This window comes from Pseudoalteromonas sp. MMG010 (assembly GCF_018100905.1).
Classification (GTDB): domain Bacteria; phylum Pseudomonadota; class Gammaproteobacteria; order Enterobacterales; family Alteromonadaceae; genus Pseudoalteromonas.
Map to the genome: position 1 here is coordinate 151,418 of NZ_JAGJEG010000004.1, position 15,896 is coordinate 167,313.

Consider the following 15,896-nt stretch of genomic DNA (forward strand, 5'->3'; position numbering starts at 1 on the left):
CTGTGAGCAACAATAATAAAAAAGTAATTTGTGGCAATATATTAGACTTTGTTGACGATCCAACCATTGCTGGTGAGCGCGCATATCGTTACTTTGAAAAAGGCGCAATGTTAATAGAGCACGGTAAAGTTGTGAAGCTAGGCTACGAGCAAGATATTCTCAACGGGTTACACAGTGATGTAAAAGTTATACGCCACGACGCCAAACTAATTATGCCTGGAATGATCGACACCCATATTCATTTACCACAAACCGAAATGGTTGGTGCATACGGCGAACAACTCCTTTCATGGTTAACTGAGTATGCATTTCCAACCGAGAAAAAATTTGCAGACGAAGAGTACGCATCTCACGTATCTAACATCTTTTTAGATGAACTATTACGTAACGGCACCACAACGGCATTGGTATTTGGTACGGTACATCCTCAATCAGTTAATGCTTTTTTTAAGGCGTCGCAAAAGCGCAATTTAAGAATGATAGCCGGTAAAGTGATGATGGATCGTAATTGCCCAGAAGATCTATCAGACTGCGCACAAAGCAGTTACGATGAGTCTAAAGCTTTAATCGAAAAGTGGCATAACGTTGATAGACTGAGCTATGCAGTAACCCCTCGTTTTGCGCCCACTTCTAGCCCAGCGCAATTACAAAAGTGCAGCCAGTTATTAAAAGAATACCCCGATGCTTACTTACATACCCATTTATCTGAAAATAAAGACGAATGCGAATGGGTCGGTAGTTTATTCCCTGATGCTCCCGATTACTTAGGGGTTTATGAACAAGCTGAGCTAGTGCGTAAGCGCTCGGTATTTGCCCATAGCATTCATTTATCTGAGCGCGAATTATGCTGCCTAAGTGATAATAATGCGGCAATTTCACACTGCTCTACGTCTAATTTATTTTTAGGCTCAGGATTGTTTGATTTAAAAGCCTGCGAAAAACATAACATTAATGTCGGTATGGGTACCGATGTAGGGGCAGGCACTAGCTTTTCAATGTTACAAACAGGTAATGAAGCATACAAAATACAACAGCTACAAGGCGAAAAGTTTTCAGCATTTAAAGGACTTTACCTGGCTACGTTAGGTGGTGCACGTGCCCTTGATTTAGAAGGCACCATAGGTAACTTTAACCTAGGTTGCGAAGCGGACTTTATTGTCATTGATTTTGCCGCTACAGACTTTTTAGAATTTCGTTTACAACATGCTCATACGTTACATGAAAAGCTATTTGCTATTATGATGTTAGGCGATGACCGCTGTATAGAGCACACTTATATTATGGGTAACTGTATTTATCAACGTGATGCAAACAGCCCTTTTGCAGCCCCCCTTTCCCCTTCACTTACAGAGGCTTAAACCAATGGAAAATTATTTATTTGAGCTTGCCCACTTAATGTTTCGCTACTTTCATGTGGTCGCAGGCATTGCATGGATTGGCGCATCATTTTATTTTGTGTGGCTTGATAACAATTTACAAACCCCGCCTCAACATAAGCAAGATATTGGGATTAAAGGCGATTTATGGGCTATACACGGCGGCGGTTTTTACGAAGTGGCTAAGTATCAAAATGGACCGCAAAAAATGCCAAGTACCCTACATTGGTTTAAATGGGAGGCTTATACTACTTGGATCAGCGGGACGCTATTATTTACCTTACTCTACTATGTAGGTGCCGATGTATACCTGCTCGACAGCAGTAAAAGTGAATTAAGTAAATTTACCGCTATTGCCGCTTCTTTAGGGTTCATAGCCTTAGGTTATATTGGCTATCGTTTATTATGTAAAAGCCCGCTTGTTGAAAAAGGCATTGCCTTTAGTCTTGTCGCTATTAGCCTATTAGCTCTATGGACATGGGGGGTTGATCAACTCTTTAGTGACCGAGCTGTGTATATTCACGTCGGCGCACTGATTGGTACCTGTATGGCAGGTAATGTTTATCACATCATAATGCCGGGGCAGCGTTATATGGTCAGCGAAATTGAAGCGGGTCGTATTCCAGACTCCGCCCCTGGATTAAAAGCAAAACAATGCTCTGTGCATAATAATTATGCGACCTTGCCCATCATTTTTATCATGTTAAGTAATCACTTTCCTTATACCTATAGCCACGATTTTGGTTGGCTAATCTTAATTGGCCTATTTATTATCGGGATGTGGATACGTCACTTTTTTAATTTAAAACATCAAGGTGTAAATAAACCATCGGTATTAATAAGCGGTATAGCTGCCTTTTTAATTTTAATGTTAGCCATAGCTCCTTGGCCTAAAAACCAACAAACAACAGTCGCCAATACAACTGCCTCTACGGATGTTGTTAGTGTAAGCGATGCACAAGCATGGCAAATTATTAATACCCATTGCACTGAATGTCACAGTGAAGCACCGCGTTCAAAAATATTTCAAACAGCTCCTTTGGGATTTAAATTAGATTCAATCGAAGCCGCTAAAAAAGTAAATGCATTAATTCATACTCGCGCCATTATTACTAAAGATATGCCCTTTGCTAATGTGACCAAAATGACCGATGCCGAGCGAGATACTTTAGCCCTGTGGCTTGCTGATGTTAAAAAAGAGAAATAATAATGACTGTAAAAAATAACGATTATCCTCGCAATTTAATTGGCTACGGTGCGCAAGTCCCCCACGCAAAATGGCCTAACAAGGCACGTATTGCCCTACAGGTTGTATTAAATTATGAAGAAGGCGGCGAAAACTGTGTACTGCATGGCGATCCTGCTGCCGAAACCTTTTTATCTGAAATAGTCAGTGCGCCTCATGTAGAAGACCGCCATATTAGTATGGAATCTATTTATGAGTATGGATCTCGTGCGGGAGTATGGCGACTGTTACGATTGTTTAAAAAATACGATATTCCAGTCACTATTTTTGCTGTAGCGATGGCACTTGAACGCCACCCTGATGTTGCAAAAGCGTTTGTAGCCGCTGGCCACGAAATTGCGAGCCACGGCCTGCGTTGGATTAATTATCAAAATATAGATATAAACACCGAACGCGAGCATATGCTCAAAGCTGTAGAGATTATCAAGCAGCTGACCGGCAAAAAACCTCAAGGCTGGTATACCGGACGAACCAGTCCTAACACGGCCGCACTGGTTGTTGAGAATGGGCCATTTTTATACGATGCCGATGACTACAGTGACGATTTACCCTTTTGGAGCACTAAACAAGGCAAGCCTCAATTAATTGTTCCCTATACCCTTGATGTAAACGACATGCGCTTTGCGGCGGTACAAGGGTTTAATGCCGGCGACCAATTCTTTAATTATTTAAAAGATACATTTGATACTTTATATGAAGAGGGCGATCCAAATGGCGAAAATCGCCCTAAAATGATGTCAATTGGTTTACATTGTCGATTAATTGGTCGTCCAGGACGTATTAAAGCTCTGTCACGCTTTTTTCAATACGCGCAATCGTTTGAGGGGGTTTGGTTTGCTACTCGCGCAGAAATTGCACAGCATTGGCATGATACCCACCCTTATCAGCAAGATTAAGTCTCATTCTTATTAAACACTCAATAAAAAAGGGTTAACTAAACAGTTAACCCTTTTTTATTTGTTATTGCCTTTATCGTGCTCTTTGCTTATTACCACCGACTTTAGGCTTGGTATTCGCTTTTTTAAATTGGCTAAACCCAGTATGTCGCGTTAATGCCGGACGCGCACTTTTTCCTTTTGTATGCTTACTTCCCTTTACTTGTTTTTCATCGCGGCCTTCTTCGGGCACTAAACAATTAGGCCCTTTACCAATAAGTTTTGCTTTACCCATTTTTCGTAAAGCTTCACGGATCATTGGCCAGCCTGATGGATCATGATAGCGTAAAATAGCTTTATGTAATCGACGTTGACGTGCCCCTTTAGGTACCGCAACTTGTTCCGTATTATTTTTAATATTACGTAATGAGTTCATTTCGGTATGGTAAATAGTGGTCGCATTTGCCATTGGCGAAGGATAAAAGTTTTGCACCTGATCTAACTTAAAATCATTCGATTTAAGCCACAGTGCCATATTCACCATATCTTCATCTTTTGTCCCTGGATGCGCCGAAATAAAGTAAGGGATTAAATACTGTTTTTTACCCGCTTCTTTCGAATACTTATCAAATAACGCTTTAAACTGATCGTATGCTCCCATGCCCGGTTTCATCATTTTTGATAATGGACCGTCCTCTGTATGCTCTGGTGCAATTTTTAAATAGCCGCCCACATGGTGTGTCACCAACTCTTTAACATAACGAGGGTCTTGCACTGCTAAGTCGTAACGCACACCAGAGGCTATCAATATTTTTTTTACGCCTTTTACTTCACGGGCTTTTTTATATAAGTCGATAGTCGGTGTATGATCGGTATCCATGTGTTTACATATATCAGGGTACACACACGATAAACGCCTACAGGTACTTTCAGCTTTTTTACTGGTACAGCGTAGTTTATACATGTTGGCTGTTGGTCCACCTAAATCAGAAATAACCCCAGTAAAGCCAGGGACTTTATCTCTGATCTGTTCTATTTCATCAATAATAGATTCTTGTGAACGGCTTTGAATAATTCGCCCTTCATGCTCTGTAATAGAACAAAACGAGCACCCACCAAAACACCCACGCATTATATTTACCGACGTTTTTATCATGTCGTAAGCAGGAATTTTTGCATCACCATAACTTGGATGTGGAATACGTTGATAAGGTAAACCAAATACATCATCCATTTCATGAGTTTCTAATGGAAATGCAGGCGGGTTAACCCAAATAGAACGATCACCATGGCGTTGAAATAACGCTCTAGCACAACCAGGGTTTGTTTCTTGGTGTAAAATTCGCGAAGCATGGGCATATAAAGGTTTGTTAACACTTACTTGCTCAAAAGCGGGAAGTTTTACATAGGTTTTTTCCCATGGTTTAGGGCGAGCCGGTTGAATGGTAATTGGCTTTGCTGCTTCGGCTTGTAAATCAATGCCTGCTTTTTTAAATTCAGATTTGCTACAGCCTACATCATCAGCCCCGTACGGGTTTGGGATAGGGTCAATTTTACCTATTTTATCAATTGCTGTTGAATCGCTACCTCGCCAACCTACTAACGGTTCTTTACGAATAACGGCTGTACCGCGAATATCTTGGATTGTATCCATCGTTTCGCCACCAGCAATACGATGAGCCACTTCAACTAATGGACGCTCTGCATTACCATAAATTAAGATATCGGCTTTAGCATCAAATAAAATACTACGGCGAACCTTCTCTTGCCAATAATCGTAATGAGCAATACGGCGTAAACTGGCTTCTATTCCGCCAATAACAATCGGCACACCTTTATAAGCTTCGCGCACACGTTGTGAATAAATCATGACTGCACGGTCTGGGCGTTTACCACCAACATTACCAGGCGTATAAGCATCATCATGACGCATACGCTTTTCAGCGGTGTAGCGGTTAATCATCGAATCCATATTGCCGGCGGTTACACCAAAAAATAAATTGGGTTTACCTAATGCCATAAACGCATCTTTAGAGTGCCAGTCTGGCTGAGCAATAATCCCTACTCTAAAGCCTTGCGCTTCAAGTACACGGCCAATAACCGCCATACCAAAGCTTGGATGGTCAACATATGCATCACCGCTAATGATAATAATGTCACAGCTATCCCAGCCAAGTGCATCCATTTCTTCACGGGTGGTAGGTAAAAATGGGGCGGTGCCGTAACATTCTGCCCAATATTTAGGGTAGGAAAATAACGCACGTTCAGCTTGCAGAGGGCTCATAGTTTTGACCATCAAATAACAAAAGGCGCAAATTATACACTAATTGCAACTGATTGCTTTAGTGTTATTACGCTTAAGCATGTTAATTTTAATTAATTAGCTTGTTTAATAAATTCTAGTAATGCATTTTCGGGCATGGGTTTAGCATACAAAAAGCCTTGTACTTCATTGCATCCTAACTGTTGTAAGAATGAAGCTTGCGCTTGTGTTTCAACGCCTTCGGCTATCGTTCTTAAACCTAACTTAGCGCCTAATGCGATAACCATAGCAGCAATATCACCGTTGTCTTTTTCTGGTAGGTCTTTAATAAACGCACGATCTATTTTTAGCCTATCAGCAGGTAAATTTTGTAAGTAGCTTAATGACGAATACCCTGTACCAAAATCATCTATAGCCACTTCAATACCGGTGCTTTTTAATTCATTTAAACTATCTATTACTGAGCCTAACTCATCCATTAATACACTCTCGGTTACCTCAAGTTCAATATTTTTAGGGGCTACATTATATTTTTTTAAGGTATCTGTAACCTGCTTAGCATAACCTTTCACTTTAAATTGCGGCACCGATACATTAACCGCAATACATATTTCAAAACCTAAACTTTCTAGGCGCTTTTGCTGCAAACACGCTTGCTCTAATACCCATTGGCCTATTTCAATGATCAGTCCTGCATCTTCGGCTAATGGAATAAATATGGCAGGTGAAATATAACTGCCATCTCGAGAGCGCCAACGTAATAAAGCTTCACAGCCAAATACCGATAAATCTTTTAAATTAAACTGTGGTTGATACCACACCTCTAATCTTTGGCTTTCAAAATCTTGTCTTAATTCGCGGATCATCTGTAACCGCAACGCAATATTTTTTTGCATTTGGCTTTGAAAATACACCCCCTCTTCTTTGCTTTCTTTTTTAGCTTGGTTTAGCGCGATATAAGCTAACTTTAAGGTTTCTGCGCCACTGTGTTGAAAATCATGTTGATGACACAACCCCATTTTAAAACCAATAGGTAATATATGCTCTCCAACGATAAAAGAAGGCCTTAAATTCTCTATAAAACAGCATTGACTAAATTTATCTTTTGCAATAACTAGCCCAAAAATATCGGCACCTATACGAGAAAGTAATTGTGCATCGGGGAGTAGCTTTTGTAGGCGATGTACAATAGCAATTAATAAGGCATTTCCTACTTCTTGGCCTAAGCCATTATTGATATCTGAAAACCCCATAACATCAAGTAACACTAAAACACTCTTATTGTCGTTCTCATGGTAATGAGAGGCTAAGTTTTCAATGAAGTTAATACGATTAGCAATACCGGTTAATCCATCTTTATAGGCGGCATCACGTAATTTATTAAATAAACCCACGTTTTCTAGCGCGACACTCACACTGGTTAAAAATATTTCTGCAAACTTCACCTGCAGCGCTGAAGGAGGATGATCGCACTGAATATAAATACCCGCAGTGCGTTGTGCGCTTTTAAAAATAAAGAGTGCACCATCGTGGTCAAATACATGCTGATCATTTTTAAATTTATGCGCTAGATTATTTACAACGTCATGGCTTATCTCGCCTAATTTTAAGCCAGCATATTGCTCAAAGCCTTCACACCCGCCTAATACGGTTATTGCTTCATCATCTTGTAATTGCTTACAGATTAAGCCTTTAGGTTCGCACGCTAAAATGACAGCTAAATAATCAATAATATTTTTACACAGTACCTTTACATCTTTTAAGCTTAAAATGGCCTTAGAAGCACTTAATATGGTGTTCATTGCTTCACTTTGATACTCAAGCTGACAAACTTGTTGATATGAGCGTAATGCCGTAATCAATGACGTTACTAACTTATCACGAGTTAATTCTGTTTTAGTTTTATAATCATTAATATCAAATTCGCGTATTACTTTTTGCTCTGGGCAATTACCTGCTTGTCCAGTTCGTAAAATTATTCTCACTGTTTGGTTGTTTAATTCTTCTCGGATCCACTTAGCCAGCTTTAACCCAGCATCATCAGTCTCCATAACGACATCAAGAAAGATAACCGCAATATCAGAAGATGCCTTTAGTATATTGATAGCCTCTGCACTTGAGTGTGCATTATGAAAGCGTAATCCTGCTCCAGAAAATTCAATACCCGTTAAGGCAAGCTTAGTGACGGTATGAATTTCTGGTTCATCATCAACAATTAATACATCCCAAAATGCTGTTGGTTCAACAACTTCTGGGTAATCACTTTCTTGAAAAAGTAAAAAATCATTTTCGGATGATGGCATCTGCTCTCCTTTATGGCTAAGATGGTACGCATAATATAAATAAATTAATAAGTTAATTAGCGACGATTAAACATATATAAGTCACTCTACTTATTACTATAGTCGATTAATATTTAGTTTTTTAAATCATAATTAATTAATCATTTAAAAGGCACGCTTATCAAACTACTTAAACTAACTTTAAAAACAGTATTTATTTTATTACTCGTAATCATTGTCATAGGCTTACTTTTGCCTCAGCATTACCAAGCACAAAAATCAGTAACCATCGAGGCCGATAGAAAAGCAATTAGCTCATTAATAAGTGATTTTAACCATTGGAAAAAATGGTCTCCATGGCATAAGGTTGATCCAACAATTAAGTTTACTTTAGGTGAACCTAATAGCGGGCTCGGTGCCCATCAAACATGGCAAAGCCAATGGGGTTTTGGTGAAATGACAATCACGACTATCTCAGAAAATAAAATCTCATTTAATATTTTATTTAATCAAGATCATATAATTAATGCGACAATAACCCAGCAAGCTAACGGCGCTGCTGTCGATGTTATTTGTCACGTAGAAGGCCAAGCAAACACCCCATTTTTATCTGGGTATATGGCGTTATTAAGTGAATATGTGTTAACAAACACCATTACTTTAGGGCTTAACAATATAAAAACCGTCGCTCAACTTGAGCATGAAAAACAAAAACAAAATCCCCCCGAAGATCCAATGCAACCTGCAATCACACAGGTAAATTCACTATGACGGTAAAATCTTCACAAGTAAAAATTAGGTTAGCTAATATTATTGAATCTCTACTTGGCTACCCTGTTACTAAAACAATACAAAAAGGCAATGGGGATACGAGCCAGCAACAATATAATACCCATGGTCAAGTAAAACCGCTTTATAGTATTAATAGTGACAATACAACCCTAGCTCGTGCTCAAAAAAGGCAAGATCTATTACTTATAAAGCGCCAACAAAACATAGAAACAATATTAGCTTTAGCGATGGAATTTTGCCCTGATGTAGCAAGCAATAAGCAGCCTGATGCAGACTGGGTAGAGCATTTTATCTCTTTGTGTGAAGATACCGCTAATGAATCAATGCAAATATTATGGGCCAAAATCCTAATAGGCGAAACCTTAACCCCTGGTACTTTTTCAATTAAAAGTCTGCAAACACTAAAGCATATGACACAACGTGAAGCCGATGCATTGCAAAAATGTGTGTCACTGAGTAGCTTTAATGCAAAAGATGATAGTCACTTTATTTTATTAGGGTTTTATAAAAAGCCATCCTTGTTTGATTTACTACGAAAAGGGAATAAAGTGTCATTAAATTTAGGAAAAACAGGCATTAGCTTTCCCGAAATTTTAACCTTAATGGATTTAAATTTACTGTATAGAAAAGAAATTGAATCGGCGGCTTTAAAATCAGGACAAGAACTAACACTTTGCTTTTTATCACAAAAAGTTACACTTAAAGCTAAAAGTAGTGATTTAGTATTGAGTTATTATAAGTTTACGCAAACCGGAGATGAGCTTTCTAAGTTAATAAATATTCCAATAAATAAAAACTATAAGCAATTGATAAATAGCGCATTAGAAAATGAATTTGAGCTAACCTGGCATACAATTGAATAATTTATACCAGGTTAACATTATGCAACGTTAGAAATGTACTTGAACACCGGCAAAAGGACCTGACATATCGATATTAGTATTAATATCATCGATATCATCAAGCTCTAATGTCATTGAACGATAACCCGCTTTAATAGCAACATCTACCGCTAAATTATCAATTAATTCCCAAGCAATACCAGCTTGGTAATCTTGCAACTTGCTATCATCGATAGCCAATAAGCTACCTTCAAAAAATACACTTAAACCAGTAAATGGTAGGCCCACTTCAGCGCGACCATAAGCAAGCGGAACAAAACCAGAAAACTCAACGGTTTCTGTATGGCTAGAACCATTTTGCTGTGAAGTACCTGTTACTGTAATTTCACCATCAAATTGCTTTGCATTTAGACCTAAATCAATTGATACCAAATCGTTATCAAAAATTTCGTAATACAAAATATAATCAATATGCGAAAAGTCAGTCATTGAACTAACATCGGTTTGTGTTACATAGTCTTCACCATTAAATGAAAAAGAACTATCAAGTGTTGTTGAACCGTTTAGCTCAAGCTCAGTGTACTTTAATTTAATATTTGGAATTAAAGGTACTGGGTGCTCAAAAGCAGCGTAGTAACTTATAAATGTTTCATCTTCAAAATTAAAATCTTGTTGGGCGTTATTCCCATCTGAGAAACTACCATCATTGCCCGCTTGAATTCCATCTACACCGATATATAGCCCTAAAAGAGTATCAGCGTGCGCAACCGGCGTTAAACATGCCATAGAGATGGCAGCTGCAATACAATATTTTTTCATCGTTCTTCCTTATCCTTGAGCAAGCAATTCGCTCAACTCGATTAAAGCCGCATTGGCTCGTGAAATATAATTAGCCATAACTAATGAGTGGTTTGCTACAAAACCAAAACCATTCCCATTTAAAATAATTGGGCTCCACACAGTTTCTTGAGTTGCCTCAAGCTCACGTATAATTTGTTGTAAACTTACCCGCGCATTTTTCTTTTCAAGTACATCTGCAAAATCGTACTCTACGGCTTGTAAAAAATGAAGTAACGCCCACGTTGCACCGCGAGATTCGTAAAACACATCATCTATTTCCCACCACGATGTTCTAATTTGCTGTTGCAGTGGAGTGTTAGTTGCTTGTTTATTTGATGAGTTACCTGCTAAATCGGTATTTACTTTTTCTTGGCCAACACTGGCACTTAAACGCTGACTTAAGCTACCTAAACGTTTTTCGGCCTCTTTTAACCAACTACGTAAATTATCTGCCCTGGCATAAAACTGGCTATCACGTTCATGCTGATTAGCAATTTGATTACGGTAAGTGATTAAAAACTCAATTCCTTTTTCATACTCACCTTCAGCACTAGGCCACGCCCATGCTTCAGAGCTAATATTAAATTGTGGTTGTGCTTTTTTTAGTGCCTCGTGCTCTGTTGACTGAGACTGAGAACGGCTGAAATCCTTACGCATCGACAGGGCTAAATCACGCACCATTTCAAGTGCACCGTATTCCCACGCAGGCATATTATCCATAAATAAACTAGGTGGCATCACATCATTTGACAAGTAACCACCGGGCTTATTGAGCAAGGTATTCGAAACGGTAATCAACGTTGATGTGGTCGTATATCCGGTAACTAATTGGGTATTTTCTTGCTTCGCTTGTTGATTTGCATTGTCGATAACATCAAACCTATCAGGTTCAATGCTCCAATAAACAGCAATGACATAAAAAATAACAAGTAGCAGTACCAATAATGTGACTAACTTTCCTTTATGTTGCGACATTTTACCTCCTAGTGATGCGAGTGATGTTTAGCAGACGTAGATTGTTCAACTTGTTCTGCTAGCGATATAACCTCTATGTTTGTAAAAATACGGTTACCATCTTTAAAATATAGCGTGAGTTTACGTTCTTGCCCTGCAATAAGTGGCTCTTGCGGCTCAAATACCATTAAATGTAAGCCGCCAGGTTGAAACTGCACACTTTCATGAGCCTTAATTTCTATGTTACTTACCTTTTCCATTTTCATCATTGCACCTTCGTGCTTATGTTGATGTATTTCTACACGCCCCAATCCATCAATCGTCGCTTTAACTAACACAGCATCAACTTTACTATGATTGCTAATTGTTAAATACCCGACACTGGATTCAGCAGCAGGTAAAAACTCTCTTACCTGCCCATTTTCAACACTAAGCTGAGCAACTTCATGACTATGATCATGCCCCTCATGGGCTAATAATGATGACGAAAAACAAAAAGATAAAGCTATCACTACGGTTATTAAAAGCATTTTCATCATTATTTATTCCTTGTATATTAACATAAGATTACTCGCTAAATTTACCATAGAATGGCCTACTTAGTCAGTTAAAAAATTAACTTAAGACTTTTTTATTGTCGCTTATTAACCAATAGAGTATGGCAGCTAATAGTAATGGCCAAAATATCATGATAGAGCCAAATAAACACGCTAAAACAACACCGGCAAAAGCCACTAAAAAAGCCCCTACTACGCCCATAGCTAATAACCCTGCAACCGCAGCAACAATAATAATTGCCACTAATACACCAACTAACTCAAGCCCTGTCCAGCTAATATCCGCAATCCATAATGGTAATTGCCACGACTCAAAATGGACAAAAGGCAGCACATCAGTAAAAAATAACAAATATAAGACAATACCTATCGCTAGTGTTTTCATTACATTCTCCTAAATTACTTTATCTTCTAAACAACAATGAGCAACCAAATAACCTATTAATACACCAACGGGGAAACTCAAAAAAAGTAGCAGCGTAACTAATCGGGTAGACCAAACGGGTAAATCTAGTCGTTGTGCTAAGCCACTACACACCCCCGATATTTTTTTATTTAGTTTATCTTTATACCAACGACGTTCTGCATTAAATGTATTCATACCGTTCTCCTAAGCTGATTTCTTTATCGTCATTTTTAAAGCGGCTAATTCATTATCAATCGCCTCATTTTTTACTATGTTATTAATTTCATCTGCCATTGAGCTTGCTGATGATGTCATTTCGTAAGCCTCAACTTGTGCTTCAATACTTTCTACTCTTTGCTCAATGCAATCAAAACGTGACATAGCATGGGTTATTTTTTCACTGTGTACTTGCCCGTGTACCTTTGCTTTTACTGTCGCAATATTTTGGCGTTTTTCTAGCTGGGATTGCTTTACTTTGGCATCCGCTATTTTTTTGTTTAAACGCTCACAGTCATCGCTCATTTTTACAATAGAGTTTTGCAAAGCGGCCAATTCAGACTCTTTAATGGTTACATCATCTGCAATTACTTGCTTTTGCATTAAAGCCGCTTTAGCTAAATCATCGCGATTTTTAGCTATCGCTATTTCTACTTGTTCTTGCCAGTGGTTCATCGTTAACACATTGGCTTTGATATGGCGTTTAAGCGCTTTTTCTTCACATAACAGTGTTGCGGCTGTAGTGCGGCACTCACTCAATGCGCCTTGCATATCGTTAAGTAATAGCTTGATGAGCTTTTGTGGGTCTTCTGCTTTATCAAGCATTGCAATGATATTTGATTGAATTACATCGTTAATTCTAGTTATTACACTCATTTAAACTCTCCGCTTATAATTAATAATTACCTCATTGTTATTCCAAAAGTTATGCCAACTCCTGAAAAACCAATAAAACAATTAATTTTCAATTAGATACGGTAAATAAAAAGAATAGGAGAATGAAGAGTGGATGAATGGAAAAGTTTAAAAAGACTAAAAAAAAGTGAATTTGACCAACTTTTAGGTTCAAAAAAGCCACCAATATGGTGGCTATTTTAATTACAAAATACGTTTATTCTGGAACGAAACTCAGAGCTTTATCCATAACCGATAAATCAGCCTGCTTACCGTGACCATTTTCTGATAAGTGTCGTCTAAAACCACGAGCACCTGGCTGTCCTTGGAAAATCCCTAACATATGGCGTGCTACATGCCAAAAATTAGCACCTAAACGCATTTCCTCTTCTATGTACGGATACATTGCACGAACAACATCATGACGTGTTTGACTATTGGCTGTTTCGCCATAAATAACTTCATCAACATCATTTAATATAAACGGATTGCTATACGCTTCGCGACCTATCATTACACCATCTAGGTGCGTTAAATGCTCAAGGCTCTGGGTCAGCGTTTTAACACCGCCATTAATACTAATATCTAACTGTGGGTAATCTTTTTTAAGTTGATATACTCGCGGGTAATCAAGAGGAGGGACTTCACGATTTTCTTTTGGACTTAAACCATTAAGCCATGCCTTACGTGCATGAATAATAAAGTCATCGCATCCAGCTTTATGACTTGCCTCAACCAACGCACATAAAAATGCATAGGAGTCTTGTTCATCAATACCGATACGTGTTTTTACCGTTACAGGAATATCTGTTTCGCTTTTCATCGCACTAACACATTGCGCAACCAAATCTGGCTCAGCCATTAAACATGCGCCAAAACGCCCATTTTGCACTCTATCAGATGGGCAACCTACATTTAAATTAATTTCATGATAGCCACGCTCACTTGCCAATTTTGCACATTGCGCTAACGCTTTAGGATCTGAGCCACCTAATTGCAATGCAACAGGCCCTTCATGCTGATTAAAATGCAGGTAATCACCGCGACCAAATAAAATGGCGCCCGTGGTTATCATTTCAGTATATAGCACCGTATGCTTGGTCATTTTACGATGAAACGTACGACAATGACGGTCAGTCCAATCAAGCATGGGAGCTACAGACATTCTACGAAAACTATTACTTACGGGACTTGCAGGCATTGCGATACTTCCAAAGTTTTTAATTAATGTACGCAATAAAAGCGCATTAACGATTCTAATAACAAATTTAGCGGGTAATTATACACAACCTAAATAATAAAATGCAGCAGTAAGTATCCGCTATTGGATTAAAAATAACGTCATTCGTTTTACTCGCTTTTAGCCATACACTTGTAAACCAAAATACTGCGCCACCCCGCTTAAAATATTAGTCACCGCTACCGACGTTAAAACAAGCCCCATGATTCTACTTATAATACTAGCTCCACTGTCACCAATTAATTTATGTACTTGTGTTGCCAATAATAATAAAACCAACACAACACATAATACAGCTAACATCATTGATGATGTAACTAACTGCTCAACCCAGGTAAACTCTTCATTTCGGGTCATTAACACGGCACCTAACATAGCCCCAGGGCTTGCTATAGAAGGGATAGCTAAAGGGAATATTGCCGTTTCGGTACTATCACGTACGCTTTTTATTTCTGTTTCAGGTTTGCTTTCTCCAAAAATCATCGACAATGCAAACAGTAATAAAATAATACCACCCGCAATTTGAAACGCCGCTAAAGGTATTTCTATTGCATTTAATAATTGCTCACCTGCTACAACAAAAAAGAGTAATACAAGTGCAGAGACCCCGACGGCTTTTAAAGCAACCTTACGTTTAAATTTTTCATCGTCAGCGCGTGTAACAGCAATAAAGACGGGTACAGTCCCGATCGGGTCTATGACTGCAAAAAAGAAAATAAATGTGGCTAATAATTCATGCATCCTTAAAATTTCCTAGTAAAATGAGTAGAATAAAAACGCTGCAACTACAATACAATATGTTAGTATATCACGGTCGCGTAAGGATAAATTAGATGAATATAGAATCACTCGTAAGTAAAGCCAAACAAGAATGTGATAACCGTGGTGCACGTTTTACACCTATCCGTGAAAAAGTTTTTCGGTTATTAGCTAATGCCCAAGGAGGTGTTGGTGCTTATGATTTACTTGAACAGTTAAAAGTTACTGAGGCAGGCGCTAAGCCCGCAACCATATATCGTGCTTTAGATTTTTTATCTGAGCTGGGGTTTATTCATAAAATAGAAAGCACAAATGCATTTATGCTGTGTCATCATTTTGATCATATTCACCCTGTTCAATTACTAATTTGTGACACTTGTGGATTTATAAAAGAATTACACTCTACTGTTATTTCCCATGAGTTAAATAACCTTGCAGCAGAAAGCGGTTTTATTGTTTCTGCACAAACAATTGAAGCACATGGTAAATGTGAGTCTTGTCGTTCATAAAATTAGTTTTGTATTTTAAATTAGATTTATTGCAAGCTGTTATTTCAGTACTATTTAATAGGTA

At 38.4% G+C, this 15,896-nt stretch carries 16 protein-coding genes; 6 read left to right on the top strand and 10 right to left on the bottom strand.

The features are described from left to right. The first annotated feature begins 2 nt into the window (after nt 1-2). From guaD to puuE, 3 genes are read left to right on the top strand one after another with little or no spacing between them, the layout of a single operon-like run. The gene (guaD, locus tag J8L70_RS06710) at nt 3-1,358 is read left to right on the top strand and encodes a guanine deaminase (protein WP_211054767.1); all 1,356 of its coding nucleotides are present in this window, start codon (nt 3-5) and stop codon (nt 1,356-1,358) included. A gap of 4 nt (nt 1,359-1,362) precedes the next feature. After that, nucleotides 1,363-2,583 carry a urate hydroxylase PuuD gene (locus J8L70_RS06715; RefSeq protein WP_211054768.1) on the top strand — a complete coding sequence of 407 codons (1,221 nt, stop codon included), beginning with the start codon at nt 1,363-1,365 and terminating at the stop codon, nt 2,581-2,583. Nucleotides 2,584-2,585: 2 nt separating this feature from the next. Then, a complete protein-coding gene (gene puuE, locus J8L70_RS06720; RefSeq protein WP_211054769.1) occupies nt 2,586-3,518 on the top strand; it encodes an allantoinase PuuE in 933 nt (310 codons plus the stop codon). Nucleotides 3,519-3,591: 73 nt separating this feature from the next. On the opposite strand, the gene J8L70_RS06725 is transcribed toward puuE, so the two are convergent. After that, a complete protein-coding gene (locus J8L70_RS06725; RefSeq protein WP_211054770.1) occupies nt 3,592-5,781 on the bottom strand; it encodes a YgiQ family radical SAM protein in 2,190 nt (729 codons plus the stop codon). Between the two features lie 92 nt (nt 5,782-5,873). Beyond that, nucleotides 5,874-8,063 (bottom strand): EAL domain-containing protein, encoded by a 2,190-nt coding sequence (locus tag J8L70_RS06730; RefSeq protein ID WP_211054771.1) that lies wholly within the window; start codon nt 8,061-8,063, stop codon nt 5,874-5,876. Between the two features lie 159 nt (nt 8,064-8,222). On the opposite strand from J8L70_RS06730, the gene J8L70_RS06735 reads away from it, so the two are divergent. Continuing rightward, the gene (locus J8L70_RS06735) at nt 8,223-8,813 is read left to right on the top strand and encodes an SRPBCC family protein (RefSeq protein WP_348772136.1); all 591 of its coding nucleotides are present in this window, start codon (nt 8,223-8,225) and stop codon (nt 8,811-8,813) included. After that, the gene (locus tag J8L70_RS06740; RefSeq protein ID WP_211054772.1) at nt 8,810-9,697 is read left to right on the top strand and encodes a TIGR03899 family protein; all 888 of its coding nucleotides are present in this window, start codon (nt 8,810-8,812) and stop codon (nt 9,695-9,697) included. Before J8L70_RS06735 ends, J8L70_RS06740 begins: the two co-directional genes overlap by 4 nt. Nucleotides 9,698-9,724: 27 nt before the next feature. On the opposite strand, the gene J8L70_RS06745 is transcribed toward J8L70_RS06740, so the two are convergent. The 8 genes from J8L70_RS06745 to J8L70_RS06780 all read right to left on the bottom strand — a co-directional run bounded on the left by J8L70_RS06745 (nt 9,725) and on the right by J8L70_RS06780 (nt 15,305). Next, complete coding sequence (locus J8L70_RS06745) at nt 9,725-10,495, bottom strand: TIGR04219 family outer membrane beta-barrel protein (RefSeq protein WP_211054773.1); 771 nt, start codon at nt 10,493-10,495, stop codon at nt 9,725-9,727. A 9-nt stretch (nt 10,496-10,504) separates the two neighbouring features. Beyond that, on the bottom strand, nt 10,505-11,491 hold the full coding sequence (locus J8L70_RS06750; protein ID WP_211054774.1) for a DUF2333 family protein: 987 nt from the start codon (nt 11,489-11,491) through the stop codon (nt 10,505-10,507). An 8-nt stretch (nt 11,492-11,499) separates the two neighbouring features. Further along, entirely contained in the window at nt 11,500-12,009 is a 510-nt protein-coding gene (locus J8L70_RS06755; protein ID WP_211054775.1) for a copper chaperone PCu(A)C, read from the bottom strand. Nucleotides 12,010-12,085: 76 nt separating this feature from the next. Next, nucleotides 12,086-12,412 (bottom strand): hypothetical protein, encoded by a 327-nt coding sequence (locus tag J8L70_RS06760; protein ID WP_211054776.1) that lies wholly within the window; start codon nt 12,410-12,412, stop codon nt 12,086-12,088. Between the two features lie 9 nt (nt 12,413-12,421). Beyond that, nucleotides 12,422-12,628: a PspC domain-containing protein gene (locus J8L70_RS06765; RefSeq protein WP_211054777.1), complete on the bottom strand. Its 207-nt coding sequence runs from the start codon at nt 12,626-12,628 to the stop codon at nt 12,422-12,424. A 9-nt stretch (nt 12,629-12,637) separates the two neighbouring features. Further along, nucleotides 12,638-13,306: a PspA/IM30 family protein gene (locus tag J8L70_RS06770; RefSeq protein WP_211054778.1), complete on the bottom strand. Its 669-nt coding sequence runs from the start codon at nt 13,304-13,306 to the stop codon at nt 12,638-12,640. Between the two features lie 235 nt (nt 13,307-13,541). Then, the gene (gene dusA, locus J8L70_RS06775) at nt 13,542-14,525 is read right to left on the bottom strand and encodes a tRNA dihydrouridine(20/20a) synthase DusA (protein WP_211054779.1); all 984 of its coding nucleotides are present in this window, start codon (nt 14,523-14,525) and stop codon (nt 13,542-13,544) included. A 159-nt stretch (nt 14,526-14,684) separates the two neighbouring features. Then, complete coding sequence (locus tag J8L70_RS06780; RefSeq protein WP_211054780.1) at nt 14,685-15,305, bottom strand: MarC family protein; 621 nt, start codon at nt 15,303-15,305, stop codon at nt 14,685-14,687. A 92-nt stretch (nt 15,306-15,397) separates the two neighbouring features. On the opposite strand from J8L70_RS06780, the gene J8L70_RS06785 reads away from it, so the two are divergent. Beyond that, the gene (locus tag J8L70_RS06785; protein WP_211054781.1) at nt 15,398-15,832 is read left to right on the top strand and encodes a transcriptional repressor; all 435 of its coding nucleotides are present in this window, start codon (nt 15,398-15,400) and stop codon (nt 15,830-15,832) included. Nucleotides 15,833-15,896: the final 64 nt, after the last annotated feature.

Excerpts from the sequence above, each read along its gene's own strand:
- J8L70_RS06740 (WP_211054772.1), top strand. The coding sequence starts at position 8,810 with ATGACGGTAAAATCTTCACAAGTAAAAATTAGGTTAGCTAATATTATT.
- dusA (WP_211054779.1), bottom strand. The coding sequence starts at position 14,525 with ATGCCTGCAAGTCCCGTAAGTAATAGTTTTCGTAGAATGTCTGTAGCT.
- J8L70_RS06780 (WP_211054780.1), bottom strand. The coding sequence starts at position 15,305 with ATGCATGAATTATTAGCCACATTTATTTTCTTTTTTGCAGTCATAGAC.
- puuE (WP_211054769.1), top strand. The coding sequence starts at position 2,586 with ATGACTGTAAAAAATAACGATTATCCTCGCAATTTAATTGGCTACGGT.
- J8L70_RS06760 (WP_211054776.1), bottom strand. The coding sequence starts at position 12,412 with ATGAAAACACTAGCGATAGGTATTGTCTTATATTTGTTATTTTTTACT.
- J8L70_RS06725 (WP_211054770.1), bottom strand. The coding sequence starts at position 5,781 with ATGAGCCCTCTGCAAGCTGAACGTGCGTTATTTTCCTACCCTAAATAT.
- J8L70_RS06755 (WP_211054775.1), bottom strand. The coding sequence starts at position 12,009 with ATGATGAAAATGCTTTTAATAACCGTAGTGATAGCTTTATCTTTTTGT.
- J8L70_RS06750 (WP_211054774.1), bottom strand. The coding sequence starts at position 11,491 with ATGTCGCAACATAAAGGAAAGTTAGTCACATTATTGGTACTGCTACTT.
- J8L70_RS06730 (WP_211054771.1), bottom strand. The coding sequence starts at position 8,063 with ATGCCATCATCCGAAAATGATTTTTTACTTTTTCAAGAAAGTGATTAC.
- J8L70_RS06745 (WP_211054773.1), bottom strand. The coding sequence starts at position 10,495 with ATGAAAAAATATTGTATTGCAGCTGCCATCTCTATGGCATGTTTAACG.
- J8L70_RS06785 (WP_211054781.1), top strand. The coding sequence starts at position 15,398 with ATGAATATAGAATCACTCGTAAGTAAAGCCAAACAAGAATGTGATAAC.
- J8L70_RS06715 (WP_211054768.1), top strand. The coding sequence starts at position 1,363 with ATGGAAAATTATTTATTTGAGCTTGCCCACTTAATGTTTCGCTACTTT.
- J8L70_RS06770 (WP_211054778.1), bottom strand. The coding sequence starts at position 13,306 with ATGAGTGTAATAACTAGAATTAACGATGTAATTCAATCAAATATCATT.
- J8L70_RS06765 (WP_211054777.1), bottom strand. The coding sequence starts at position 12,628 with ATGAATACATTTAATGCAGAACGTCGTTGGTATAAAGATAAACTAAAT.